We start from the raw sequence: 26,707 nt of genomic DNA on the forward strand, positions 1-26,707 counted from the left end.
CGCGCGACGAGAAGGGCGCTTCATATTCGCGATGGCAGCCGTGGTGGTCGTCACCGTCCTCCTGGTGGCCATCGGCGCAGCAACACATGCGGGGCAACGCCCTAACGCCCCAAGCCCGGGCATGGTGGCCGGCAGCTCGCCGATCGACACCAAGTTGTATACCGATCCCGATGTGCTGGCAGCTGCGGCGGCGCGGGAGGATCCGCGTCTCGCCCCGATCGCGGACACGCCGCAGGCCAAGTGGTTCAGCGACTGGTCCACCTCCGCGACGGTCCGCAGCGATGTGGGCGACTACCTGGCAGGCGCGGCAGCGGCGAATGCAGTCCCGACTATGGTGCTCTACCGCATCCCTGCGCTCGACTGCGGCGGGGGTGCGCGCGACGAGCAGGTGTACAAGGGTGCGCCCACTGAGCAGGAGTACAAGGACTGGGTAGACGGCGCTGCCGAAGCGTTGACGGGGCACGGCGACGCGATCGTCATCCTCGAACCTGACGCACTGCCCCAGCTGGGACACTGCGAGCAGGGCGACCGCGTGGGTCTACTGCGTCACGCGGTCGACGCGCTTTCGGCGACGGGCGCGCGGATCTATATTGACGCTGGACATGAAAACTGGGTGACTGCAGCGGAAACCGCGAACCGGCTGAAAAGCGTGGGCATCGACAAGGTTGCGGGGTTCAGCCTCAACGTGTCCAACTACAACACGACAGAGGGTGAGGTGCTGTTCGCCGAGAGCGTGCGGTTCCACCTCAACGAGCTCGGCGTCACCGACCCGCACTACGTGATCGACACCAGCCGGAATGGGGCAGGCCCGCAGGACCACTACTGCAACGCGCCGGGCGCTCGGTTGGGACAGGCACCGCAGCTGTTCCGCGGTGGGGCCCTTGATGGCCTTCTGTGGGTGAAAAATCCTGGAGAGACCGACGGGGTGTGCCAGGGGGCACCGATCATCGGGTTCTGGGCATCCGCCGCCCTGAGCCTGCTCGGGCTCTAGGCAGCTCAGGAGCCGGCACTCGAAAACCGGCCAGACACCTACTGCAAGAACACTTTGCGGATATCGGCGACCGCAGTGCGGGATTTCGCCGACACCATCACGGAGTGATGTTCGGGCGACAGCTTTGCTTTGAGCTGCTCGAGTCCTGCCACATCCAGAGGCACCGGATCCCAGTGGTTCAGGGTGCGGATTGTGTCGTCGTTCCAATGTCCCGAATCTTCGCCCAGCACCTCTGTCACGTAGAGGCCGTAGAGGATGTACTCGGAAAACCTGTACAGGGGCGCCACGGTTCGCTCCCACTTCCGATGGCCGACGCTCTCCAGCCGCCGCTGCATGCTCAGAACATTGTCGCGCCGCCAGCAGATGGCGTTGCCAATGTAATTCGTGTCGTACTCCTGCTCCTCGGGTAGCCCGAGTATGCGCGCAGCGATGGCATGCCAACGATCGTTGTTGGCGATCTTTCCGCGCTGCCCGGTTTCGACGAACAACGGCACCCTGCCGTCGCGCTCGTAGGCCCGAGGATCGTAGGGCGCAACGAAGAAGACATCGGAATCGGTGTAGAGCAGGACGTCATCGTCGACCGCGTTGGGAATGGAGATTTTGACGATCTGCTGCAGGATCCAGTTCTTGACCGGACGCGTCCGGAAACTGAACCAAAATCGGCGTACACCGGGAATCCGTATCAGCCAGTTCGGAACGATGTCCTCGACGATGAGTATCCGGGTGCGCGCCGATTCCAAGGGTTTGAACATCGGCACGTCGCGCCGGTCGACTACCAGGTAGTGCCGCAAATAAGGTGCAGCCCAACGCTCGACGCTCTCGACCAGCAGGGCGCATCGGTCAAAATCCAGGCGAAAGCTAGGCGTCACCAGCGCATACGAGAGGGGCTGTTTGGCCGGGGTGTTCATCGTCAAAGTCTAGGGGCTCTTCATGATTGAGGGTGTAGTTGGGGCAGAATCCGCCGGTTTCGGTGCTGACCGGCGCCGCGAGGATCCGAACATTTCGAGGCGGCCGCTGATGACTTCGGACAGCTCGCGGTTCCGGCAACTTCGACGCCGTAATCACTCCCTCGCAATGCCTTCAGATCTTGTAAGCCTCACGCCAGAATCCCACCGGATTGCGGATTGCGCGTGCGAGCTTCGCACGCTGCATCCGGGCATGGTCCTTCTTCAACTCCGGCGCGAACGGGCCGGGGCCCGCGGTGAGGTAGCCCCACAGCAACGCGAACGCGCCGATCACGTACGGACGCCGAGCTATGTATCGGAGGCAATGCACGAGGAAGTAGGGAAAGGAGTAGCCGATCCACCGACTAGTCCGACCGTTGCGGTATCGCCCCTGGATCTCGCCCGCGCTCGCGCCGATGGCTCGCGCCAGTTCGAAATGGGCGCCGGTGTCCACGCGGGTTTCCAGACCCGCGTAGTAGCTCACCGCGATCTCGTCGATCGCATCGAAGCCGTGCGCCGCCACCAGCGACTCGGTCGCCCGGTACGCGTCTATCGTGTACAACTTCACCGGTCCGGGCACGTGAAACTTCTGCTCGGCCATGCCCCTGGTGGCGATGACGCCGCCCGCTACGCCGACTCGGCCTTGCGCAAGTTCGATTACTCGTTCGAGGTAGTCGGGGGCCAGTCGCGCATCCGCGTCCAGCTTCATCACGTGCGAATACGGTTTCAGCGGTAGCGTTTTGTCAACGCCGAAACGCCACGCTTTGAACTCCGATCCGCCGAGCAGCCCGCCGTCGTTGGTCTTCGACAGCACCGTAGCCAGGTTTTCGGTGTCCGCCTCCGCGAGACGTTCGGCGGTCCCGTCGGTACTCCCGTCGTCGACCACTACCCAGTCGAAGTCCCGGAATCGCTGCGCTTGAAGGGTGGCGACGAGACCCGACACGTTGTCGGCTTCGTTGTACATCGGCGTGACGATCAGCAGCGTCATGAATTTTCCCCCCGTGTGCCCGAACCGGCGTGAGACTGCCGGACAACCTTCAGAAATGGAACCACGTCACCGACGTAACGCTTCAAGAGTCGGGCGGGGTCGGTCAGGATGCGGTGCAACCACTCGATTCCGAGACGCTGCATCCACATCGGCGCGCGGCGGGCCGCCTCGCCTGCGACGAAGTCGATGGACGCGCCGACGCCCATCAGCACAGCGGTTACGCCGTCGGCATCAAGCAGACTTACCGCGACCCGCTCCTGTAGCGGAGAACCGACACCTACCAGCACGATATCCGCCTTGAATGCGGCCACCCGCTGAGCGAGCGCACGGACGTTGTCGGCTGAACCGAGCCATCCCACCGGAGCTTGTTCCGACTCGACAAGCCAACCACTTTCGCGGAAGACCGCCGACGCAGCTGCAAGCGACGACGGCGTTGAGCCACCGACGAGGAAAATGCGGCGTCCTCCGCCGGGCGTACGGGACAGGGTTTGCGTGATCCCACTTCCGGTGGATCGGCCCGAAATCTCAGCACCCAGGCTTTTCGCGAGCCTTACCACCGGCCAGCCATCCGCGAGAATGAGTCCTGCCCGTCCGTAAATCGAGCCCAACTCAGCTGAAGACTGAAGCCTCGCAATATGATTCATGTTCGGAGTCACGACAAGGTGGGGTGTTCCCGCGGTGAGCGGAGCGCTGCGGGTCAGGACGGCTTCGATGACGTCCGGCTCGCTTATCTGCGACACGTTGAAGCGGGCATACCGTGTGACAATCGGTCGCGACATCACATTTCCCCATCGGCCCTCAAGATTGCGAAACTGCGGGTGACCGATGGGCGGGCGCTTCGCCCCGTCGACACCCGACTCCACCTAAACGGAAATGAGCCGTGAGCGAAAGGCTATCGAGAAGATGTCGCCTCAATGTTTCGGTCCTCTTCGTCGGCCGGCGCGGGGGGCTCGACCTTGCGAACCCGTGACAACACCACACCGAGGATCTTGGCTCCGGCGTGCCGCAACGAGTCAGTGGCAAGGAGCAGCTCCGCGCGTCGCGTGGTCGCCGCCTCCGCGACCACGACCACGTTGGCGATGTTCTGGGTGAAGCGCGAAGCCTCGCTCAAGTTCGTGATCGGCGGGGCGTCCACGATGACCACATCGAAATGGTCGGCGAGATCCCTCATCAAGGCGCCGAACTTCTCGCCGGCGAGCATCTCACCCACGTCGATGGCGCTTCCGCCGCACGGGACAATGGTGAAACCGCCCCAGTTGGTGTGGAGCACCGAATCGTCGAGCTCGATGCGGCCCGAAATCACATCGGTGATCCCCCGGGTCTGAGGGATACCGAGCTGAGCAGCCAGACGGCCCCCTCGCACATCGGCGTCGATGAAGACCACCCGGTTGCCGGCTTCGGCGAGCGCGCCGGCGATGTTGGACGCCACCATCGTCTTGCCTGCACCAGCCCGCGGAGAGGTGAAGACCACCGATGCCGGCGTCCCGTCGACCGCGTAGAGAACGTCGATGGCAATCCGACGGAGGATGGTCTGCAGATCGGGTCGCTGTTCCGTGAATTGCAGCAGAGTCCGCGCGGTGGCGCCACGTATCGTCGGTGTTCCGCCCAGATACGGAACGCCCAAAGCGGTCACGTCGCGGCGCCCACGCACTCGTGTGTCGAAGTTGTCTGCGACCAGTGCGGCGAATATCGCGGCGAAGAATGCCAGTCCAACCGCGACGACCAGGTTCAGCAGGACTTTCGGGGACGACGCCTTGTCTGGGATATCGGCAGGCTGTAGCACGGAAACCTTGACCGGCGACTCCGCGACCGTGGCGGTGCCTTCCAGGCCGGCTATCGCTGCCGGCATCACAGCGGCGATGCGATTGGCAGTGGAGGCAGCTTCCTCGGCCGTCGGCGCCGATACCGACAGGTTGATCACCGACGTGCTCGACGGGATCGTGACTTCTATCCGTTCGACCAGCTCGTGCACTGTGACACCCAAGCCCAGCGAGTCGATGACCGGTTGCAGAACCTGGTTGGTGGTCACCACTTGCGCATAGGTGTTCATGCGATCCGAGACGTACACCTCTCCGACTTGGCGAGTTGCTATCTCTGTCTGCGCGGATAGGTTGGGCGTGAACACCATTCGAACGTCCGTGGTGTAGGCCACCGGCATGAGGAATCCCGCGCCCGCTATCGCGGCACCGACCAAGACGAAGACGGAAACGAATACCGGCCAACGCCGTATCAGCCTGCGGCAGTAGCTACGAAGGTCCATATTCCACCAGACTTGTCGGCACCAGAAAACGCGAGCCTGCGCGTCAGCGGTGGCCTGCTCCCTTCGTCTGACAATAGCGCGAGGAATGCGCGCCGAACGCATGGACTACACGAATGTCACGGACGGAGTTTGCCACAGATTCACGTCGCTCTCGTCGTCATAGCTCGTACCGGCTGGTGACAAACGGGAGAGTCCGCAGCGACGCGGGATCCCATCACGGGGGCGCGGATATCAATGGTCCGAGCGCGACAGGGTGAGCCTGCGTTCGGTCCCCACTGCGGGGAGTTCGAGGTTCGCTGACTGCCTCGTTGCGGGTGTCCGCCCGCGTTGTGAACACGTACCGTCGATCACCTGTTTTCATGCGCCATTCGCGAGTCCGGGCATGACTCAGAACAGACAGAATTGTCGCACTTGCCCTGCTAGGGTACTAATCCGGCCAGCTTTGCTGGGGCCTGTGAAGACTCTCGAAAGTGGAACTGCGTGAATTCGATCGGTTCGGTCCGGCTTCCGGCCCCGCAGCAACTACCGACGCAAGGCGACCCTGACGAAGGTGGTCGTTCACGATCCGAGCACCAACTCCTGCTCCGAGGAACGGCATGACTCCCAGCGTTGTGGCACGCGCGCTTGCGGCGGTGCTCTTGTTCATCCTGCCGATTACGCTTACGGGATCGCTCGCAGGGTCGGCGCAGGCGCAGCCGAGCGACGCCGGCACCCCGGTGGGCGTCACCCTGCCGTGGTCCACCCTGGGTTTGCCATCAACGGTCGATTTGTATGGCGAGGGTGGCAACAGTTTTACGGTGGCGGTGCCCGCCGGCCTGAGCGCTTCGCGATTGCAGGGCATGATTCACACCCCCGTGAACTTCGACACCGGCTACGTCGAGATCGCCGACGGCGACGGCAAGTTCCTGGCGGCGGTTGAAGTGCCTCCCGCGGCACCCGGAATGGTCATGGCCCCGTTCGACGTCGACATATCAGCGGCAGGTGTCAGAGGCTCCTCGACCGAACTGTCTTTCTCGATTCGCGCACGTGACGATCGCGACGAAGTCTGCGACCCGCTCCCGCGACTGCAGTTGAGCAATCTGTCCACGGTCTTCGCCGGAACGCAGCTTCCCGTGACCACCATCGCGAACTTCTTTGCACCGGTGGTCGAGAGGGTCACGATCTACACCGCCACCGATGCCGATTCCTCCGAACAGCAAGCGGTGCTGACGTTGGCATCGGCGGTGGCGCGATTCTATGCTTCCCGGCCGCTGTCGATCACGGTCGTCAGCCAACCGCGCGGCGCGGTACCGCCGCCCGCCCTCGGGCTCGACCGTGCAATCGTCGTCGAGACCGGCGATCCCGGTCTGACCGTCGAAAACCCCGGCGCGCCAAACGCATACCTCCGGGTATCCGGTGACGGCGAGGATCTGTCCAAGCAGGTGTCACTGATCGCCACTCAGCTGCAGCCTCTGGCGCAGTCGAGCGCCGCTCGCGTCGACCAGGCAGGATCTGCCGCCACCGTGGACGGGGACACGCTGACCTTCAAGCAGTTGGAGGTCGGCGGCGGGAAGACGGATACGCTCGGGACGAGCAATCTTCAGGTCGGTATCCAGCGAACATCGTTGGGCCCTCGATTCGACAACGTTCAGGTGCACCTGGTCGCCGACTACACCCCTGTGCCGGCCCAGGATGCGGCATCGGTCGTGGTTCGTGCCGAGAACATCGTCGTCTATCGAGCCCCGCTCGACGATTCCGGACTTCTGGACACGACGTTCGACCTCGATACGTCCGAACTCGACGGCCAATACATCGACCTGGAAATCGCTCTCACCTACACCCCGGCTCAACCGTGCGGGCCGTTGTTGGCGCCGATGACATTCGAGATCGATCCGCGGTCGACGGTGACGATGCACCGCGGCGGCCCCCCGCTCGGCGGCTTCGACGCATTTCCGTCCGAATTCAGCCCGGATTTCCTGGTGGCGCTGGACGGTAGCGGCCCGAATCAGCTCACCTACGCCGCCCGAGTCGTCGCCGCGATTGCGAGACTCAGCAAGAGCGCGATCACACCGCGGCTCGTGGGTCTTCAAACAGCGGCTGATGCCACTTCGGGAGCGCTGATCGTGGCCAATTCCGAGTCGGTCGCACAAACATCGCTCACACCACCAGTGAGCGGCGATGGGGCGGTCGTCAACTTTGCGCTGCCCACCGAACTGCAGATCAACGTCAACGACGGGCTGGGATCCATCCAGGCCTTCGCGGATCCGCCACACAACCGTTCTGTCGTCCTCGTCACGACGACTGCCGACTGGACTCTGGTGGACCCGCTGTTCAGCTACATCGACGGGCCCGCAGGCGACTGGTCACAACTGACGGGTGACGTGCTCGCGGCAGGCGCGGGCGGCACACCCACCAACACCGCGATCAGGACAGCCGACGACGTCGTCGAGCCGACGGTTGTCAGCGCACCGGGTTCATGGCTCAGCGCCCCCGCTGTGGCCGCCGTGGTAGCGGCAATTCTCGCGGTCATCGCGGTGGTGGCAGCGATCCTGTATTTGCGGCGTCGCAGAGCCGGCCGAACCCGCAGACCGGCCCCTGCTCATAGCGCCGAAGACGATCCAGACCTATGACACTCGGCCGAGCGGCGCAACCGAGCATTTCTGGTGAGCCTCGCCGAATCCACGGGGGCTGCAATGTTGGGGAGGATTGACCTCCAGGGGCCGCAGCTGACCGTGAGCGCGGTCGGTTTCGGGTGCGGCGGTTTGATGCAGTCACCCTCGCGCAGAGAGCGGATGGCCGTGCTCGGCAGCGCGTTCGACAACGGGATGACCCACTTCGACACGGCACGCATGTACGGACTGGGAATGGCGGAAGCCGAGTTGGGTGCGTTCGTGCGTACCGTCGACCGCGCCAGCGTGACGATCGCCACGAAGTTCGGCATCGAGGTCGGCGGTGCAGCCAGGCGACTGGCCAGGTTTCAGGCTCCGGCGAGGGCACTCCTTCGGAAGGCGCCGGCCCTGCGGGCCGCCGTCAAGAGCCGCCAGAAGCCGGCCGCGACCGCTCGGGTGTACGACGCCACCGTCGCGGCACGCAGTCTCGACCAAAGCCTCACTGCGCTGGGTGTCGATTACGTCGACATCCTGTTCGTTCACGGCCCCGAGCCGTCGGACACCGTGGCAACCGATGAGCTTCGCGCGTTCTTCGAGAGCGCCCGCCAGCAGGGCAAGATCCGCGCATGGGGGGTGTCGCAGGACGAGGGCCTCGAGGTGGACTTTGCGCGACCGTTCGCGCCCGAGGGCGTCGATCAGCTACGCAGCGATGTACTCCATCCGTCGCCGCGCTCGGCGGACATCACGTTCGGTGTGCTGAACCGGCCGTACGGGATTCTTTCCGCTGCCCTGCGGACCGACGCGCAGATGTCGGCTCGTTGGCGCGACACTCTCGAGATCGATCCACTGGCCCCCGGTGTGCTCGCGAAGCTGATCCTTGGATCGGCTTCGAAGGCAACGGATTCCCGCGCGATCTTGTACAGCACCACCCAACCGGAACGCGTCGCGGAAGCAGCAAGCGCTGTTGCCTCGCCGCTCGACGCGGACATATTGACACGGTTCCTCGCCCTCGCCGAAGAGTTTCGCAAGGGGGCCCCATGATCCGGCGTCCAGAGGAGTTCACCGCGGGCATGACGATCACGACGGATGTCGTGATCGTCGGCGCCGGCCCCATCGGCATTTCCACGGCGCTGGAGCTCGCTAAATCGGGTGTCCAGGTGGCGCTTGTCGAAAGCGGTCTCGAGCGCACGGACCACACAGCTCAGGATCTCGCCGCGTTCGACTCGCGGCAGGACGACTACTTCCACACCCGCAGCGACCTTGCGCTCCGCCGGGCATTGGGGGGCGCGTCGGCACTGTGGGGTGGACGTTGCGTCGCCTACGACCCGATCGACTTCGAGGACCGGCCGCTCACCGCACAGTCGCCGTGGCCGATCCGCTACGAGGACGTGGAGCCGTATCTGCAACGAGCGTGCGATTGGGCCCAATGCGGCCGAGCCGCTTTCAACGCGCGCGATGTTCCGGAGCTGGCGCAACGCGATCTGGTCGCCGGACTAGCTGATGGTGACGTGCGCACGACCGACCTCGAGCGTTGGGCATTGCCGACACGTTTTGGGCGCGAGTACCACAGCGACTTGCGCGACGCGCCGTCCCTTTCGCTGTGGACCGGTCTGACGTGCACGGAGATCGTGACCGTCGAAGGCGGTGACGCCGTCGACCACCTGGTCGTCAGGGCACTCGACGGCCGCGAAGGAAAGGTCGTCGCGACCGATTACGTCGTCGCGACGGGTGGCATCGAGGCAACCCGGCTGCTGCTGGCTTCGGACCTGCATCACCCGGGAGGGCTGGGGAACGCCGGTGGACACCTGGGACGCTGGTACATGACCCATGTCGAAGGCCGGTTCGCGCGCGTGAAGTTCAACACCGACAAGGTCATCCACCAACACGAACGCGACCGCGACGGTGTGTACGTCCGTCGTCGCTTCACCCTCAGCCCCGAGGTGCAACGCAGCCTGAACATGCCCAATGTCGCGGTCTGGCTGGTCAATCCGCCGATCAGCGACCCGTCGCACGGAAGCGGAATCCTGTCGGCGGTCTATCTGACCTTGATCTCCCCTGTCGGGCGTTTCCTGCTCGCCGAGGCCATTCGGGAGACGCACACCAAGATCGACGGCCCACCACAGATCAGGCAGCATCTCCGAAACGTCGTGCGCGACCTGCTTCCGTCGATCTGGTTCGCCATCTCCTTCTCGTACGCCCGCCTCATCCGTAAGGGCCGCAAGGCACCAGGCTTCTTCGTCAAGAGCGCCGAGAACAGATATCTGCTCCACTACCACGGCGAGCAGCTACCCCATTGGGAGAGTCGAATCGAACTCACCGACGAGCGCGACGCGCTGGGGATGCGAAAGGTTCGCACCCATCTGCATTTCTCGGACGCTGACTACGAGTACGCCTATAAGACAGTAGAACTCATCGATGCCTACCTGCGCGACAACGGCGTCGGCAACGTGGAGTGGCTGACCGACGACGCAAAGACTTCGGTACGGACATTCATGCGCGGGTGGGCCGGCTTCCACCAGAGCGGGACCACGCGGATGTCCGCTGATCCAGACGGCGGTGTCGTTGACCCCGACCTTCAGGTCCACGGGGTACGCGGACTGTACGTCGCAAGCACCTCCGTGCTGCCGACGTCGAGTCAGGCCAATCCGACCCTCGTCGGGATCGCGCTCGGAGTTCGGTTGGCCGAGCACCTGGCGAAGTCTCGAAGGACTGATGGAACGTCTGTTTCCGGGAGGTCCTGACCACTGGCGGGTGATACGCTCCGTTCGCATCGGGGAGCCATTCTTGGGGGGACTGTTGGCTGAGGATCGAGAGCTGCTCCCGGCTCCGGACATCGACGTGGTGCGCCACCGCGCGTCATGGACAAGTTCAGCGACCTCGCTGCAGTGCGCGTGCGAAAACCGCAGCCGGCAAGCACTTTTCGATTCCAGTCCGGATCGCGCGGGTAGCGGTTACCCACATCTGCGGCGAACGTGTGGACGTACCGAGCCGCCGACCCCGGCGTCGAAGGCACGACAGTGAAAATTGCGTCATTGGGATATTGGGAGGCGAGTTCCATGCCGGTGATCGAACGGCGATTCGTGACGACGTCAATTCAGAAGGTGTCCTGATGAGCACGGCCGATGCGGTTCTCGTCACAGGCAGTGCCGGTTTCATCGGTAGCGCGTTGGTGAAGCACCTACGCGAGGCGGGTCGGCCCGTCGTGGGTCTCGACCGTGTCGCGGAGTCATCCGCAGACTCGCTCCGCGTCGACCTGACAACCCTCACGGCCGAGGATCTGCCCCAGCCCTGCCCGCCGACGATCATCCACCTCGCCGCCCTGTCGAAGGAGCCCGGTTTCCCGTGGCGGGACTATTTCGCCAACAACGCCGAGGCCACCCGTCGGCTATGCCACGCTGCCGACCAGGCAGGAGTGCAGAACATCGTCTTCACCAGTTCCATGATGGCCTTCGCATCCGGACCGTGGCGACGCTCGGAGACCGACTTCGGCGACGCGGACACCGCGTACGGGGCCAGCAAGCTGCAGGCCGAGGAGATTCTGCGAACCTGGCAGGCCGAGAAGCCCGGTCGCCGGCTGCGCATCGTCCGGCCCGGTGTCGTCTTCGGGCCGGGCGATCAGGGCAACATGCGGCGCCTGATCCATGGCCTCAGCCGTAAGCGCTTCGGCTATATCGGTCGTCAGGACACAGTCAAGAGCTGCATCTACCTCAAGGACATGGTGCGACTGCTGACACTGCTCATCGACGACGACGGGCCGCACGACGTCTACCACGCCGTCTATCCGGAGCCCACGACCATCCGCGACCACGTCGATGCCATCAACGCGGCGTGGGGCTGGGACCGCCGTCCGCCGACGGTTCCCTATCGGTTCGCCTACGCCGCAGCGACACCTTTTGCGGTGATTGATCCAGCGGGCACACGTTTCGGTGTCCATCCGCGGCGCATCCAGAAGCTGCAATTCGATACGAACATCAGCTCGGCCCGCTTGGCCGATATCGGTTTCACCCAGCAGTATTCGCTTACCGAGGCCTTCGCCGACTGGCGAAAGGAATGCGGCGGGCAGCTGCCGCCATGAGCCAGCTATCGCCGGGTTCCCACAACTGGTTCACGCCGCACTCGGACGTACACGCCGACGACTGAGTACACCGGAGGCCATTCCTCGCGTGCGAGCGACGGGATACATGGCGGCCGCCACCACGACCCCCGCAATCTCGGCGGTCAGCGATGTCCGGTCGTAGCCGATGGCTAGGGGCAACAGCGTCCCGATCACACACAGCGCGATGAAGCATGCGAGGCTCCGCGACCCCACCACCGCGACCGGCATCACCATCGCCGGCACGCGGGCGATCAGCAGTCGCATCAGCTGATAGAGGACCACGAACGCGGCCCATGCCAGGACGATCCGGCCGAGCCCACAGTTGGGTTTGTCGAAAAGCCAGTCACCTGCGCCGGCGTGATGCAGCACGATTCCGCCTCCGGCCGTCAGGAATCCGCCACCAACTGCGATCGCGAGACCCGTTGTGCCGCGCAACCAATCGCGCCATCGTGACCAGTACCACCCGACGATGAACGCCGAACAGAACACTGCCTGCCACGCTGCCGTGTTGAAATAAGCCCAGCCGTCCGGTCTGTCCGGAAGTCGGCCCCAATCCGTCGTCAGTGCCACCACATACAGCGATGCCGACAGCACCGCCACCGCCGGCCACCACCCCCGTCGAAACAGCGGCACCCACGCCATCGCGAGTGCCAGCAACACGACATAAATGGACAAGATGTCGAGAGACCCAGGGTTGATCTGCAAGGTCAGGAGCCAAGCGGCGACCTGCGCCGCGCCGGCGTCGGTGTTACCGGGCGGAGCTGGATTGGTTGCGGTAGTCGCTCGCGACACAACAACACTCAGCGCGGTGACGGCAACGTGCGATACGTACAGCAGGGCAGTGCGGCGCGCCAGACGACCCTCCGCACTCGCCACGCCGCCATCGTCGGTTCGTCTGCGGCAGATGATGCCGAGCACAAGACCGGAGATCAGGATGAATCCCGAGGCGCCGTCGACCCACGGCACGACGTGGACCATGCGATCAAGAGATGAACCGTGGCAGATGTGCCCGATCACCATGCTGATGATGCAGAGCCCGCGAACAGCATCGATCGCACTGTCTCTCTGCACGGGCGAATTGTGACAGACGACGCGAGTTACGACACGGCGGCTGGGCAGGCCGATGCAATCATGAGATGGTCAGACCCGGCGATCGGTCGAACCGACCAGACAGCAGAGGCAGATTCCCGTGCAGGGAGAACCCTGTCGGTCACGCGACCCGCGATGGTCAGGCCCGCTGGCTGGACACCGAGATGATCTCGCCGGTCAGATAGCTGGAGTAGTCACTGGCAAGGAACGCGATGGTGGTCGCGATCTCCCACGGCTCGGCGGCGCGGCCGAACGCCTCGCCCTCGGACAGCCGGTCGAGCAGTTCAGAGCTGCTGGTCTTCTCCAGGAACTTGTGCCGGGCGATGCTCGGTGACACGGCGTTGATCCGCACGCCGTATTCGACCGCTTCGATCGCACTGCACCGGGTCAGCGCCATCACGCCCGCCTTGGCCGCCGCGTAGTGCGACTGAGAATGCTGTGCGCGCCAGCCGAGCACGCTTGCGTTGTTGACGATCACGCCGCCATGCGGTGCGTCGCGGAAGTACCGCAGCGCGGCGCGGGTCGCCCGCATGACCGAGGTCAGCGTGACGTTGAGGACGCGATCCCATTCGTCGTCGCTCATGTCGACAACCGGGGTCTGCCCGCCGAGGCCCGCATTGTTGACGAGGACGTCCAGGCGTCCCGCCTTCTCGACGGTCGACGTGATCAATGCGTCGACGGCTTCCGTGGAGGTGACGTCACAGACGACGGCGTCGACCTTGCCGAGACCGAGGGAGGCGAGCTCATCCCGGGTCTCACCGAGTCTGCGCTCGTGGTAGTCGGAGACGACGACGTCGGCGCCCTCCATCAGCGCGCGGCGCGCGGTGGTCGACCCGATACCGGTGCCCGCGGCGGCCGTCACCAGCACCACCTTGCCGGCCAGAAGTCCGTGGCCGTCAATCTCTTTCGGCGCAACTGACAGATCCGTCATGCTTTATCCTTTGGCTTCTCGCGGCAGGCCGAGCACGCGCTCGGCGATGATGTTGCGCTGAATCTCGTTCGATCCGCCGTAGATGGTGTCCGATCGGGAGAACAGGTACAGCCGCTGCCACTCGCTGAACTCGCCGTCGGGCAGGGTCAGACCGGCCATTCCCTCGACATCCATCGCGATCTCACCGAGCTCGCGATGCCAGTTGGCCCACAACAGCTTCGACACCGAGTCTTGACCCGGTTGTTCCACGTCCATGGTGGCCAGTGCGTACAGGCGCATCGTCTTCAGGCCCGCCCACGACCTGGTGAGGCGCTCGCGGATCAGCGGGTCGTCGGCGGCACCGGTCTTCTTGGCGAGCTCGACGAGGTTGGAATGTTCGCGGGCGTAGCGGATCTGCTGACCAAGCGTCGACACGCCCCGCTCGAAGGTCAGCGTCCCCATCGCGACGCGCCAGCCGTCGCCCGGTTCACCGACCACGAGGTCGGCGTCGGTGCGGGCATCGTCGAAGAAGACCTCGTTGAACTCCGAGTCGCCGGTCAGCTGAATGATCGGGCGGATCTCCACACCCGGCTGGTCCAGCGGCACCAGCAGATACGACAGGCCGGCGTGTCGCTTGGAACCCTTCTCCGAACGCGCCACCACAAAGCACCACTGCGCCCAGTGGGCCAGGGATGTCCACACCTTCTGACCGTTGAGAACCCAGTGGTCGCCGTCCAGTACGGCCGTCGTCGACACGTTGGCGAGGTCACTGCCCGCCCCCGGCTCGGAGTAGCCCTGGGACCACAGCTCGGTCACGTCGAGGATCTTGGGCAGAAACCGCTTCTGCTGCTCGGGGGTCCCGAAGGCGATCAGCGTCGGGCCCACCAGCTCCTCGCCGAGGTGATTGACCTTGTCCGGCGCGTTGGCCTTGGCGTACTCCTCGTAGAACGCGACGCGGTGCGCGACGGTCAGCCCGCGGCCGCCGTGCTCCTCCGGCCAACCCAGGCATGTGAGCCCGGCAGCGGCCAGATGCTGGTTCCACGCCAGCCGCTCTTCGAACGCTTCGTGCTCGCGGCCGGGTCCACCCAGACCCTTCAACGCGGCGTAGTCGCCGACGAGATTCTCGGCGAGCCAGTCGCGGACCTCAGCCCTGAACTCCTGGACCTCTATCACCCTTGTAGGCTAACCTACCAAGCACTTGCTTTGTTAGTAGGGACAGTAGGGACGGACGCGGGAATGTCACAGCGCAGAACCACTCCCGCGGTTCTCGACCGGATCGCGAGCGAGCTCCCCGACCACGACGCGGTCGTGAGCCAGGCCAGGACGCTGACGTTCGCCGAGCTGCGCGCCGAGGTCCGGCAGGCGGCCGCGGCGATGATCGACCTGGGTGTCGCGCCTGGCGACCGCGTGGCGATCTGGTCACCCAACACCTGGCACTGGGTGGTTGCGTGCCTGGCGATCCACCACGCCGGCGGCGTGCTGGTGCCGTTGAACACCCGATACACGGCCAGCGAAGCGACGGACATCCTGAGCCGCACCGCGGCGCCGCTCCTGTTCGCCTCCGGCGAATTCCTCGGTGCCGACAAGGCTGCGAGTGTCGACAACCCCGAATCCAGGGCTGCCCTCCCAGCGCTACGCCACATCGTGCGCATACCCGTCGACAAGGACGACGGGACATGGGACGAGTTCGTCGCCCGGGGTACGGACCTCGACGAGGTCGACGCGCGGGCTGCGGCGGTATCCGCGGACGACGTCTCCGACATCCTGTTCACGTCCGGGACCACCGGACGCAGCAAGGGCGTGCGGTGTGCCCACCGGCAGTCGCTCGACGCGTCGGCTGCGTGGGCGGCATGCGGTCAGCTCACGAGTGACGACCGCTACCTCTGCATCAACCCGTTCTTCCACAACTTCGGGTACAAGGCCGGAATCCTGGCCTGCCTGCAGACCGGGGCCACCCTGTTCCCCGAGTTGACGTTCGACCCCGAGAAGACGATGCGCGCCGTGCAGGAGCACGGCATCACAGTGCTGCCCGGCCCCCCGACGATCTACCAGACGCTGCTCGACCACCCCAAGCGTTCCGACTTCGACTTGAGCTCACTACGTTTCGCGGTCACCGGCGCGGCGACCATTCCGGTCGTGCTCATCGAGCGCATGCAGAACGAGCTCGACATCGACATCGTGCTGACCGCGTACGGGCTGACGGAGGCGGCCGGGTTCGGCACCATGTGCCGTGCCGACGACGACGCCGTCACCGTGGCAACCACCTCGGGTCGTCCGATCGCCGACTTCGAGCTGCGCATCGGCCACCAGGGCGAGGTGCTGCTGCGTGGCCCCAACGTGATGCTGGGCTACCTCGACGACCCGGACGCCACCACGGCGGCCATCGACGACGACGGCTGGCTGCACACCGGCGACGTCGGCGAACTCGACCAGGCCGGAAATCTGAAGATCACCGATCGCCTGAAGGACATGTACATCTGTGGCGGATTCAACGTGTATCCGGCCGAGATCGAACAGGTGCTCGCGCGCCTGCCCGGCGTGGCCGAGGCGGCCGTGATCGGGGTGCCCGACGAGCGACTGGGCGAAGTCGGGAAGGCGTTCGTGGTCAGGCTGCCCGGTGCCGACCTCGACGAGAAATCCGTGATCGACCACACCCGAGAACATCTGGCGAACTTCAAGGCGCCACGCGCGGTGGTGTTCCTCGACGCGCTGCCGCGCAATCCGGGCGGCAAAGTGGTCAAGCCGCAACTTCGTTCCCTTACCGAAAGAGCCTGAGTTGGACCTCACCTTCGACGATGCCACGTCCGAATTCCGGGCGGAGGTGCGCGACTTCCTGGCCGCGAACACCGGCGCGTTCCCGACGAAGTCCTATGACACCGCGGAGGGATTCGCGCAGCACCGCGAGTGGGACAAGGTGCTGTTCGACGCCGGGCTCTCGGTGATCACCTGGCCGGAGAAGTACGGCGGCCGCGACGCGACACTGCTGCAGTGGATCGTCTACGAGGAGGAGTACTTCCGCGCGGGCGCTCCCGGCCGGGCCAGCGCCAACGGCACGTCGATGCTGGCGCCGACACTCTTCGCGCACGGCACCGACGAACAGCTCGACCGCGTCCTGCCGAAAATGGCCAGTGGCGAGGAGATCTGGGCTCAGGCCTGGTCCGAACCGGAGTCGGGTAGCGACCTGGCATCGCTGCGGTCGACGGCAACGAAGACCGACGGCGGCTGGTTGCTGAACGGTCAGAAGATCTGGTCATCACGGGCGGTGTTCGGGGAGCGCGCCTTCGGGCTGTTCCGCTCCGATCCGGAGGCATCGCGTCACAAAGGCCTGACCTACTTCATGTTCGATCTGAAGGCCGACGGCGTCACCGTCCGCCCCATCGCCCAGCTCGGTGGTGACACCGGGTTCGGCGAGATCTTCCTCGATGACGTCTTCGTCCCCGACGCCGATGTCATCGGCGGCGTGCACGAGGGCTGGCGCGCAGCGATGAGCACGACGAGCAACGAGCGCGGCATGTCACTGCGCAGCCCGGCGCGGTTTCTCGCCCCCGCGGAACGGCTTGTCGCGCAATGGAAGGACAACCCGGACCCGGCGTTCACCGACCGCGTGGCCGACGCCTGGATCAAGGCCCAGGCGTATCGCCTGCACACGTTCGGGACGGTCACCCGGGTATCCAACGGCGGTGAGCTGGGCGCCGAGTCGTCGATCACCAAGGTGTTCTGGTCCGACCTCGACGTGGCGCTGCACCAGACCGCACTGGACCTGCGCGGCGCCGACGGTGAACTCGTCGATCAGGTGACCGACGGCCTGCTGTTCGCCCTCGGTGGGCCGATCTACGCCGGCACCAACGAAATTCAGCGCAACATCATCGCCGAGCGACTCCTGGGCCTGCCCCGAAAGTAGACGAACGTGAACTTTGAGATCGACGAACAGCAGCGGGACTTCGCGGCCAGCATCGACGCCGCGCTGGGCGCCGCGAACCTGCCTGCCGCCGTGCGAGCCTGGGCCGGCGGTGACACCGCGCCCGGCCGCAAGGTGTGGGCGCAGCTGAGCGACCTCGGCGTCACCGCGTTGATGGTGCCGGAGAAGTTCGACGGTATCCAGGCTCATCCGGTCGACCTCGTCGTCGCACTCGAGCGGCTCGGGCGATGGAACGTTCCCGGACCGGTCACCGAATCCATTGCGGTGGCCCCGATCCTGTTGGGTGACGACGAGCGGGTTGGCGCCCTGGCCTCGGGCGAACTGATCGCCACCGTCGCGGCGCCTCCCCTGGTCCCGCGTGCGGTGGATGCCGATACCGCGGGCCTGATCCTGCTCGCCGGCGACGGCTCCGTCGGTGACGCCGACAGGGGCGTCGAACACGAGTCCGTCGACCCGAGCCGCAAGCTGTTCGAGGTCACCGCGTCCGGTGGCACCAAGCCGGCCGACGTGGCGCTGGCCTTCGAGTACGGCGCCCTGGCCACCGCGGCACAGCTGGTCGGCGCCGCCCAGGCGATGCTGGACGCGGCGGTGGAATACGCCAAACAGCGCAGCCAGTTCGGCACGATCATCGGCACCTACCAGGCCATCAAACACAAGCTGGCCGACGTGCTGATCGCCGTCGAGCTGGCTCGTCCACTGGTGTACGGCGCAGCGCTTTCGCTCGCCGAAAGATCGGCGGACACCGCGCGGGACGTCAGCGCGGCCAAGGTGGCGGCGGCCGACGCGGCGCTACTGGCCGCACGATCGTCGTTACAAACGCATGGTGCTATCGGTTTCACGCAGGAACACGACCTGTCACTGCTGCTTTTGCGGGTACAGGCACTGCGCCCCGCCTGGGGCGACCCGACGTGGCACCGGCGACGAGTGTTGGAGGCTCTCTAGATGAGTGAAGAGCGGGACCTGTTGCGCGACACCGTCGCTGCACTCGTCGAGAAGCACGCGTCACCCGAGGCGGTCCGTACGGCAGCGGCCTCCGAGCGGGGATACGACGAGGCACTGTGGAAGATGCTGTGCGAGCAGGTCGGCGCCGCGGCGCTGGTGATTCCGGAGGACCTCGGCGGCGCGGGCGGCGAGTTGGCCGACGCCGCAGTCGTGCTTGAGGAACTCGGCAAGGCCCTGGTGCCGACGCCGTTGCTCGGCACGACGCTGGCCGAGCTCGCCCTGCTGTCGGTGTCGGAGCCGGACTCCGAGACGCTCGAGGCGCTGGCCGAGGGAACGTCGATAGGCACCGTGGTTTTCGACCCCGGTTACGTCGTCAACGGCAACATCGCCGACGTCGTCATCGCCGCGGATGGCGAGAACTTGACTCGGTGGACGTCGTTCACCGCGAATCCTGCCGTGTCGATGGACATCACGCGGCCACTGGCCGCCGTCGGCGCCACCGAGACGTCCCCGCTCGGCGCTGACCCGGGACTGGCCGACCTCGCTGCGGTTCTGATGGCGGCCGAGCAGGTCGGCGCCGCGTCGAAATGCCTCGACCTGACGGTGCAGTACACGAAGGACCGCGTGCAGTTCGGAAGGCCTATCGGGAGCTTCCAGGCACTCAAGCACCGGATGGCCGATCTGTACGTCGCTGTGCAATCCGCCAAGGCCGTCGTCGACGACGCCGTGGCGGATCCGACGCCGACCTCCGCGGGCCTGGCACGGCTGGCTGCGAGCGAAGCGTTCTCGAAGGTGGCCGCCGAGGCGGTGCAGATGCACGGCGGTATCGCGATCACCTGGGAGAGTGCCATCCAGCTGTACTTCAAACGCGCCCACAACAGCGCCCAACTGCTGGGGCCGCCGCGGGAGCAGCTGCGTCGGCTCGAAGCAGAGGTGTTCTAGCCTGAGCTTGTGACGGTCTCACTGCGCGCCGGTATCCCGCCGTTCTATGTGATGGACGTGTGGCTGGCCGCAGCCGAACGCCAGCGCACTCACGGCGATCTGGTCAATCTGTCCGCGGGACAACCGAGTGCGGGGGCTCCGTCCGCCGTCAGGGACGAGGCCATCGCGGCGTTGAGCCGTAACCAGCTCGGCTACACCGTCGCCCTCGGCATCCCGGAATTGCGCGCGGCGATAGCCGGCGCCTACCAGGCCCGCCACGGGCTCACGGTCGACCCTCAGGATGTCGTTGTCACAACCGGGTCATCGGGCGGATTCCTGCTTGCGTTCCTGGCGTGTTTCGACGCCGGCGATCGGGTCGCGATCGCCAGCCCCGGTTACCCGTGTTACCGCAACATCCTCTCGGCGCTGGGCTGCGAGGTGGTGGAACTGCCCTGCGGACCCGAGACCCGGTTCCAGCCCACGCTGCAGATGCTGGCCGAGCTGGATCCGCCGGTGTCGGGCGTGATCGTGGCCAGTCCGGCCAACCCGACCGGAACGGTCATCCCGCCTGAGGAACTCGCGGCGATCGCATCGTGGTGCGAATCGTCGGGGGTGCGGCTGATCAGCGATGAGGTGTACCACGGGTTGGTGTATCCCGGCGCGCCGGCCACCAGCTGCGCGTGGGAAACGTCACGGGATGCCGTTGTGGTGAACAGCTTTTCCAAGTACTTCGCAATGACCGGGTGGCGGCTGGGGTGGATGCTGGTGCCGCAGGAGCTCAAGCGTGCGGTCGACTGCCTGACCGGAAACTTCACCATCTGTCCCCCGGTTCTGCCACAGGTGGCCGCCGTCGCCGCGTTCACGCCCGAGTCCATTGCAGAGGCCGAATCGCTGCTGCACGGCTACGCGGCGAACCGGACACTGCTGCTGGACGGGCTGCGCGCGATCGGCATCGACCGGCTGGCGCCCACCGATGGGGCGTTCTACGTCTACGCCGACGTGTCCCACCTGACCACTGACTCGCTGTCGTTCTGCTCGAAGTTGTTGGACGACACCGGAGTTGCGATCGCACCGGGCGTGGATTTCGACACCGTGCGCGGCGGGGCGAACGTGCGGTTGTCCTTCGCAGGCCCGACGTCCGACATCGAGGAGGCGTTGGGCCGCATCGGAGGATGGCTGGCCTGACGCCCGCCGCCCAGCGGGCGCCACTGCTGGCGGCGGGCTTCACCACCGCATTCGGGGCGCACGCCGTGGCAGGAACGCTGGGCACCACCACCACTGGTACCGCCGCCTCGCTGCTGACACTGGGTGCACTGCTGGCGATCTACGATGGCGCGGAAGTCGTCCTGAAACCCGTCTTCGGGACGTTGGCCGACCGAATCGGGGCTCGCACCGTCCTCCTCGCCGGGCTGCTGATCTTCGCTGTGGCCTCGGCTGCGTACGCACTAGCCGACGATCAGGCGCTGCTGTGGGCGGGGCGGTTCGGTCAAGGTGTCGGCGCAGCGGCCTTCTCCCCCGCCGCATCTGCGTTGGTGGCCCGGCTGACTCCGCCCGAGGCGCATGGACGCGCGTTCGGTACCTACGGGTCCTACAAATCCATCGGCTACACGTTGGGACCGCTGCTGGGTGGGGCAATAGTCACCTTCGGCGGTATGCGAACGCTTTTCGCAGTGACTGCTGCACTCGCAGTGGTCGTGGCTGTGTGGGCCGCGATATCCGTACCTGCGCTGAGCACTCTGCCGCGGCGACGTCAGACGGTGCTCGACACAGTGCGCCGTTTCACGGAGTCATCCTTCGTCACGCCGACGCTTGCGCTCGCCGCATCGACCGCGGCGTTGTCCGTCGGCGTCGGCTTCCTCCCTGTGCTCGGCACCCAGGCCGGCTTGACCCCGATCGTCACAGGCGCCGTCGTGTCGATTCTCGCGCTCGTCACGGTGATCGCCCAGCCCGTGGCAGGACACGCGCTCGACGCGGGCAAGATCACTCTGCCATCTGGACTCGTCCTCGGAATCGTGCTCACTGCAGTGGGTTTGACGTCCGCAGCGTTGCCAGGCCTCGTGGGCATTGTCTGTGCGGCTGTGCTCATCGGCACCGGTTGCGGCATTACAACCCCGCTCGGGTTCGCGATGCTTGCGAGGTCCGCGCCACAAGAACGACTCGGCCAGACGATGGGAGCCGCCGAAATCGGGCGTGAATGCGGGGACGCTGCCGGCCCGTTGCTGGTCGCGGCGGTCGCGGCGGCCTCGACTGTGCCTCTGGGATTCCTCGCGCTGGCGGGAATCGTGACGGTCGGCGGGTTGGCTACCGCCGGGGCGAACCGAACCCGGGGCCACAGCTGAATCGACTCGTCGAGCTTCGGCCGAATTTGTCGGACCGTCGGGGTAGCGTCGATGTTGTGTTCGAAAGTATGTTCGACGTCGATGAGGGTGCCTCGCAGGCCGAGTTGCGCGCCGTCGTCGAGCGCTGCGAACGACTCAAATCCGCGGCGGCCGCGGCGCAAGCCCGAGCCACCGCACTGTGGGCCGCCCAACGCCGGGCTGCTGAGATCGCCGCGGGGGTGCCGGCGGCAAAACGCGGCAAAGGGCTGGCCTCGGAGGTTGCATTGGCGCGCCGGGACGCACCGGTGAAGGGCAATCAGCATCTGGGGTTCGCGCGGGCGTTGGTCGAGGAGATGCCGCACACGCTGGCCGCCCTGGAGTGCGGGGCCCTCTCGGAGTGGCGGGCCACCCTGATCGTGCGGGAATCGGCGTGCCTGAGCGTGGAGCACCGCCGGCAGCTCGACGCCGAACTATGCGCCGACACCGCGAAATTCGACCACTGGGGCACCAACCGGGTGACCGCCGAGGCCAAGAAGATCGCCGCCCGCCTCGATGTCGCCGCGGTGGTGGAGCGCAACACCAAAGCCGAACAGGACCGCTGCGTCACCATCCGGCCCGCCGCCGACGGCATGATCTACCTCAGCCTGCTGGTGCCCCTATCCCAGGGTGTCGGTGCCTACGCCGCATTGAAGCGCCACGCCGACACCACCGGTGACGGCCGCTCCCGCAACCAGATCATGGCCGACACCGCCTGCGAACGGATCACCGGACGCGCGGTCACCGAACCGGTGTCGGTGGCACTGAACCTGGTGATGGCCGACACCACCCTGTTCGGCGGGGACGACTGCCCCGGCTACCTCCAGGGCTACGGCCCCGTCCCCGCACCGGTGGTCCGCCACCTCCTCGGTGTTGCGGTCGCCGATGCCCAGGCCAAGGCGACGTTGCGCCGCCTCTACCGCCACCCCAAATCCGGACAACTGGTCGCGATGGAATCCCGCGCCCGGATCTTCCCGAAGGGCCTCGCGATGTTCATCGGGCTGCGCGACCAAACCTGCCGCACCCCGTTCTGCAACGCCCCCATCCGCCACCACGACCACGCCACCCCCGACCGCCACGGCGGACACACCACCGCCCGCAACGGACTCGGCATGTGCCAAGCCTGCAACTACACCAAAGAAGCCCCCGACTGGACCGTCACCACCACCGACCGCGACGGCGAACACACCGCCGAATTTCGCACCCCCACCCACGCGGTCTACCACTCCATCGCCCCACCACCACCCGGCACCCGCATCATCCGCCGCAGCATCACCGAAGACCAATTCAGCATCGACCTGGTCACCTTCGAACCACGCGCCGCGGCATAGCTACACGGCCTGACGCTGCGGTCCGATGATGCCGTCAGCTCAGCCCGGTGGACGAGCGGCGTCGCCGAGATATCGCGTCGACGCTGGCGGCGAGCAGCAGCACGCCGCCGGTGACCAGGAAGTTGATGTAGGACGACTGGTTCAGCAGTCCGAGGCCGTTGGCGATCGTCGCCACGACCACGCCACCGATCACGGCGTCGAGGGCACGGCCCTTGCCTCCGAACAGGCTGGTGCCGCCGATGACCGCGGCGCCCACGGCATATAGCAGCGTGTTGCCTGCGCCGGAGGACGCCGACACCTTACCTGCATACGACGCGGCGATGATTCCGCTCAGAGCCGCCAGCGAGGAGCAGACGATGAAGACCGACACCCGGATGCGTTCCACCGAAATCCCCGCGCGCCGAGCCGCTTCCGCATTCCCACCGACGGCGTAGATGTGTCTGCCGTACGCGGTGCGCTTGAGGACCACCGTCAGCGCGATGAGCAGAACCAGGATCAGCGGCAACACATACGGAATGCCGCGAATCTCGGCACCGCGGCCGACGCTGCGATCGAGGCTGAGCACGAAGGTGACACCGAGAACGACCACCGCGACGGCCGATACCCGTGCGAGCACCACGCCGAGCGGTGGATGCGCCAGATCCAGCGCCGTTTTACGACGGTACTGAAGGATCTCCAAGGCACCGAACCCGATCACCACGACGAACGCGATGGACCAGCCGACGGTCACCGGAAGGTTGCTGATCGTCAGGCCGCGGATCACCGGATCATCGACGCGGACCGAGCCGCCCTCACCGATCAGCTTGAGCGTCACTCCCTGCAGACCGAGGAAGAACGCCAAGGTGACGACGAACGACGGGATGCCGAGCCTGGCCCGCAGCATGCCGATCGCGAGTCCGATCACAGCGCCGCAGGCGATTCCGGCCAGCATGGCCGCCCACCACGGCCAGCCCACGTTGACGACCGTTAGCCCCATCACGCAGGCGGACACACCGCCGGCCACCCCGGCCGACAGGTCGATGTCGCCGAGCAGCAGCACGAACACCAGGCCCATCGCCAGCACACAGATCGCACCAGCCTGGGTGATGAGGTTGGCCAGATTCAGCGCCGACAGGAAGCGATCGTTGGCGAGCCCGAACACGACGAACAACACGATGAGGCCCAAGACGGCAGGCAACGACCCCATGTCGCCGCCACGGACCCGACGAAAGTAGGCGCGGACGGCTTGGCCGAACGTCTGATCGTCCCGCACGTCACCGGTGAAGCCGTCGTCGGCCGGTGCCTCATCGGATTGTGTTGCGAGAGTGTTTGTTTTGGTGGCCATCTGAGTTGTCCTCGGGTTGGTCTCTTGGTCATCCACGGCCGGGGTTCACATCGACTCGGCGGCCTGTGCCGGCGCCAGGCCCAGCGAGCCGGACCGCCCGGCGGTGATCAGCTCGACCACCTGACCATGCGTGACATCCGATGCCTTGACGTCGGCGGCCACCCGGCCGAGGTACAGCGCGCAGATCCGATCCGCCACCTCGAACACGTCGACCATGTTGTGCGAGATCAACACGACGCCGAGACCCTGCTGCGCGAGTCTGCGGACGAGGTCGATCACCTGACGGGTCTGCGCGACGCCGAGCGCCGCCGTGGGTTCGTCGAGCAGCACCACTTTCGAATTCCACAGCACCGACTTCGCGATGGCCACGGTCTGACGCTGGCCACCCGACAGGCTCGACACCGCCTGACGCACGGACTTGACCGTCCGCACCGACAGTGAGGTGAGAGCCTGGCGGGCCATGGTCTCCATCCGAGCCTCGTCGAGCATTCCACCGCTCTTGAGTTCGCGCCCCAGAAACATGTTCTCGACGATGTCGAGGTTGTCGCACAGCGCGAGATCCTGATAGACGACCTCGACGCCGAGCGCTGACACCTCGTTAGGACTGCGGACGGTCACCGGCTTGCCTTCGAACAGATAGGTGCCGGAGTCGATCGGATGGATTCCCGCGATCGCCTTGACCAGGGTCGACTTTCCGGCGCCGTTGTCCCCCACCAGCGCGGTCACCTGGCCGGGATAGACGCGGAAGTCGACGTCATGGAGCACGTGCACCACGCCGAAACTCTTGTTCACACCCTGTAATTCGAGGATCGGCGCTACGTGCGGCTCAGGCTCGACGTCGTCGGTCATCGGCGCTCAGGCTCCCGCCGCAGAGCACATGGCGGCAAACTGACCCGCGCACACCTCTTCCTTGGACTGCCCGCCGTCTTCGAAGACGACGTCGACGTTGTCCTTGGTGATCGATTTCGGCGTGAGGAGCACCGACGGCACGTCGCGCCCGCCGGTGTCGTCCCGCGACGTGCTGGTCGCCTGCGGCTCCTCCCCCTTGGCCAGGGCAATCGCCACCTCGGCGAGGGCGTTCGCCTCTTCGGCAGCCGACTTGTACACGGTCATGCACTGCGTGCCGGCGAGGATGTTCTGCAGGCCCTCCACCGTGGCGTCCTGACCGGTGACCGGAACCTGTCCGGCGCGCTTGTTCTTCTCCAGGATCGAGATCACCGAACCCGCCAGCCCGTCGTTGGCCGCGTAGACGCCGTCGACCCGACCGTCGGCGGCGGTGTAGAGCTGTTCGAAGATCGTCACCGCTGCGTCGTTGTCCCAGTCCGGCACCGCCTGCTCGCCGACGATCGTGATCGACGGCGTCGCGTCGACCACCGAGTGCGCTCCCGCGCTGAACAGCGTCGCATTGTTGTCGGTGGGGGAACCGTTGAGGAACACCACGTTTGCCGGCCTGCCGCCCAGGCAATCGACCAGACCTTGGCCTTGCAGCTCACCCACGGTGTTGTTGTCGAACGAGACGTACACATCCGCGGAGCCGCCGAGGGTCAGCCGGTCGTAGTCGATGGTCTTGACGCCCTGCGACGCCGCCTTCTCCTGGATCGAGGCGCCGCTGTCGGAGTCGAGGTTGACGATCGCCAGGACAGTCACGCCGTCGGCGATCATCGCGTCGGCGATGGTGGCCATCGTGTCGGCCGAGCCCTCTGCATTCTGGATCGTGTAATCGACACCGGCGTTCTTGAACGCAGCCTCCAGCGCGGGCCGGTCCTTGGTCTCCCAGCGCACCGACGACTTCGTGTCGGGCAGGATGACGCCGACCTTTCCGGCGCCTCCGTCGGCCGACTGCGAATCCGAGTTGGAACTGCATGCGGTCAGGGTCATGCCGACACCGACGACTGCGGTGACGAGCAGGGTGCTGGTTCGTTTCACGAAAATCCTCCGAACAGATCGTGGTGGTGGTGGTGGTACGGCCGTGGCGCCGAGCGGGCGTTCATTTTGTTGCGCGGTACCACATATAACGTGATCTGGGTCACGATAGTGCGCGATTGCCTGT

22 protein-coding genes are annotated in these 26,707 nt (G+C 65.8%); 12 read left to right on the forward strand and 10 right to left on the reverse strand.

Annotated features, from left to right (window positions below; translation table 11 throughout):
• The first annotated feature begins 31 nt into the window (after positions 1-31).
• Entirely contained in the window at positions 32-991 is a 960-nt protein-coding gene (locus tag EL337_RS25015) for a glycoside hydrolase family 6 protein (RefSeq protein WP_157866338.1), read from the forward strand.
• A gap of 38 nt (positions 992-1,029) precedes the next feature.
• Here EL337_RS25015 and EL337_RS25020 read toward each other — a convergent pair whose 3' ends face one another.
• The 4 genes from EL337_RS25020 to EL337_RS25035 form a co-directional block, all read right to left on the reverse strand.
• On the reverse strand, positions 1,030-1,899 hold the full coding sequence (locus EL337_RS25020) for a DUF6492 family protein (RefSeq protein ID WP_048634172.1): 870 nt from the start codon (positions 1,897-1,899) through the stop codon (positions 1,030-1,032).
• Between the two features lie 172 nt (positions 1,900-2,071).
• Positions 2,072-2,923, reverse strand: coding sequence for a glycosyltransferase family 2 protein (locus tag EL337_RS25025; RefSeq protein ID WP_048634173.1), 852 nt, complete (start codon positions 2,921-2,923; stop codon positions 2,072-2,074).
• Positions 2,920-3,702 carry a WecB/TagA/CpsF family glycosyltransferase gene (locus EL337_RS25030; protein WP_126316674.1) on the reverse strand — a complete coding sequence of 261 codons (783 nt, stop codon included), beginning with the start codon at positions 3,700-3,702 and terminating at the stop codon, positions 2,920-2,922. The genes EL337_RS25025 and EL337_RS25030 overlap by 4 nt, the downstream gene beginning before the upstream one ends.
• Positions 3,703-3,815: 113 nt before the next feature.
• A complete protein-coding gene (locus tag EL337_RS25035; RefSeq protein WP_083443201.1) occupies positions 3,816-5,285 on the reverse strand; it encodes a tyrosine-protein kinase domain-containing protein in 1,470 nt (489 codons plus the stop codon).
• A 494-nt stretch (positions 5,286-5,779) separates the two neighbouring features.
• On the opposite strand from EL337_RS25035, the gene EL337_RS25040 reads away from it, so the two are divergent.
• From EL337_RS25040 to EL337_RS25055, 4 genes are all read left to right on the forward strand, one after another.
• The gene (locus EL337_RS25040; protein WP_048634176.1) at positions 5,780-7,792 is read left to right on the forward strand and encodes a hypothetical protein; all 2,013 of its coding nucleotides are present in this window, start codon (positions 5,780-5,782) and stop codon (positions 7,790-7,792) included.
• Positions 7,793-7,888: 96 nt separating this feature from the next.
• Complete coding sequence (locus EL337_RS25045) at positions 7,889-8,812, forward strand: aldo/keto reductase (protein ID WP_048634236.1); 924 nt, start codon at positions 7,889-7,891, stop codon at positions 8,810-8,812.
• Entirely contained in the window at positions 8,809-10,512 is a 1,704-nt protein-coding gene (locus EL337_RS25050) for an FAD-dependent oxidoreductase (RefSeq protein ID WP_048634177.1), read from the forward strand. Before EL337_RS25045 ends, EL337_RS25050 begins: the two co-directional genes overlap by 4 nt.
• Before the next feature lie 368 nt (positions 10,513-10,880).
• Positions 10,881-11,846 carry an NAD-dependent epimerase/dehydratase family protein gene (locus EL337_RS25055; RefSeq protein ID WP_048634237.1) on the forward strand — a complete coding sequence of 322 codons (966 nt, stop codon included), beginning with the start codon at positions 10,881-10,883 and terminating at the stop codon, positions 11,844-11,846.
• A 30-nt stretch (positions 11,847-11,876) separates the two neighbouring features.
• Here the strand turns inward: EL337_RS25055 and opgC are convergent, their stop codons facing one another.
• The 3 genes from opgC to ipdE1 all read right to left on the reverse strand — a co-directional run bounded on the left by opgC (position 11,877) and on the right by ipdE1 (position 15,039).
• The gene (gene opgC, locus EL337_RS25060; RefSeq protein ID WP_126316676.1) at positions 11,877-12,938 is read right to left on the reverse strand and encodes an OpgC domain-containing protein; all 1,062 of its coding nucleotides are present in this window, start codon (positions 12,936-12,938) and stop codon (positions 11,877-11,879) included.
• Between the two features lie 157 nt (positions 12,939-13,095).
• Entirely contained in the window at positions 13,096-13,887 is a 792-nt protein-coding gene (gene ipdF / locus EL337_RS25065; RefSeq protein ID WP_048634179.1) for a (5R,7aS)-5-hydroxy-7a-methyl-1-oxo-2,3,5,6,7,7a-hexahydro-1H-indene-carboxyl-CoA reductase, read from the reverse strand.
• Between the two features lie 3 nt (positions 13,888-13,890).
• Entirely contained in the window at positions 13,891-15,039 is a 1,149-nt protein-coding gene (ipdE1, locus tag EL337_RS25070) for an acyl-CoA dehydrogenase IpdE1 (RefSeq protein WP_048634180.1), read from the reverse strand.
• Between the two features lie 63 nt (positions 15,040-15,102).
• Between ipdE1 and fadD3 the strand changes: the two genes are divergently transcribed.
• The 7 genes from fadD3 to EL337_RS25105 are packed head-to-tail and all read left to right on the forward strand — an operon-like array spanning position 15,103 to position 23,333.
• Entirely contained in the window at positions 15,103-16,641 is a 1,539-nt protein-coding gene (gene fadD3 / locus EL337_RS25075; protein ID WP_048634181.1) for a 3-((3aS,4S,7aS)-7a-methyl-1,5-dioxo-octahydro-1H-inden-4-yl)propanoate--CoA ligase FadD3, read from the forward strand.
• A 1-nt stretch (position 16,642) separates the two neighbouring features.
• Positions 16,643-17,767, forward strand: a complete 1,125-nt coding sequence (locus EL337_RS25080; protein WP_048634182.1) for an acyl-CoA dehydrogenase family protein — start codon at positions 16,643-16,645, stop codon at positions 17,765-17,767.
• 6 nt (positions 17,768-17,773) lie between these two features.
• A complete protein-coding gene (locus tag EL337_RS25085; protein ID WP_048634183.1) occupies positions 17,774-18,727 on the forward strand; it encodes an acyl-CoA dehydrogenase family protein in 954 nt (317 codons plus the stop codon).
• Complete coding sequence (ipdE2, locus tag EL337_RS25090; RefSeq protein ID WP_048634184.1) at positions 18,728-19,669, forward strand: acyl-CoA dehydrogenase IpdE2; 942 nt, start codon at positions 18,728-18,730, stop codon at positions 19,667-19,669.
• Positions 19,670-19,720: 51 nt separating this feature from the next.
• Positions 19,721-20,833, forward strand: coding sequence for a pyridoxal phosphate-dependent aminotransferase (locus tag EL337_RS25095; protein ID WP_275992318.1), 1,113 nt, complete (start codon positions 19,721-19,723; stop codon positions 20,831-20,833).
• Entirely contained in the window at positions 20,821-21,987 is a 1,167-nt protein-coding gene (locus EL337_RS25100) for an MFS transporter (protein WP_048634186.1), read from the forward strand. Before EL337_RS25095 ends, EL337_RS25100 begins: the two co-directional genes overlap by 13 nt.
• 56 nt (positions 21,988-22,043) lie before the next feature.
• Positions 22,044-23,333 (forward strand): 13E12 repeat family protein, encoded by a 1,290-nt coding sequence (locus EL337_RS25105; RefSeq protein ID WP_197724150.1) that lies wholly within the window; start codon positions 22,044-22,046, stop codon positions 23,331-23,333.
• 34 nt (positions 23,334-23,367) lie between these two features.
• On the opposite strand, the gene EL337_RS25110 is transcribed toward EL337_RS25105, so the two are convergent.
• From EL337_RS25110 to EL337_RS25120, 3 genes are read right to left on the reverse strand one after another with little or no spacing between them, the layout of a single operon-like run.
• Positions 23,368-24,657 (reverse strand): sugar ABC transporter permease, encoded by a 1,290-nt coding sequence (locus tag EL337_RS25110; RefSeq protein WP_048634187.1) that lies wholly within the window; start codon positions 24,655-24,657, stop codon positions 23,368-23,370.
• 45 nt (positions 24,658-24,702) lie between these two features.
• On the reverse strand, positions 24,703-25,506 hold the full coding sequence (locus tag EL337_RS25115) for an ATP-binding cassette domain-containing protein (protein ID WP_048634188.1): 804 nt from the start codon (positions 25,504-25,506) through the stop codon (positions 24,703-24,705).
• 6 nt (positions 25,507-25,512) lie between these two features.
• Positions 25,513-26,583, reverse strand: coding sequence for a sugar ABC transporter substrate-binding protein (locus EL337_RS25120; RefSeq protein ID WP_048634189.1), 1,071 nt, complete (start codon positions 26,581-26,583; stop codon positions 25,513-25,515).
• Positions 26,584-26,707: the final 124 nt, after the last annotated feature.

It is taken from the genome of Mycolicibacterium aurum (assembly GCF_900637195.1).
GTDB classification, from domain to species: Bacteria; Actinomycetota; Actinomycetes; order Mycobacteriales; family Mycobacteriaceae; genus Mycobacterium; species Mycobacterium aurum.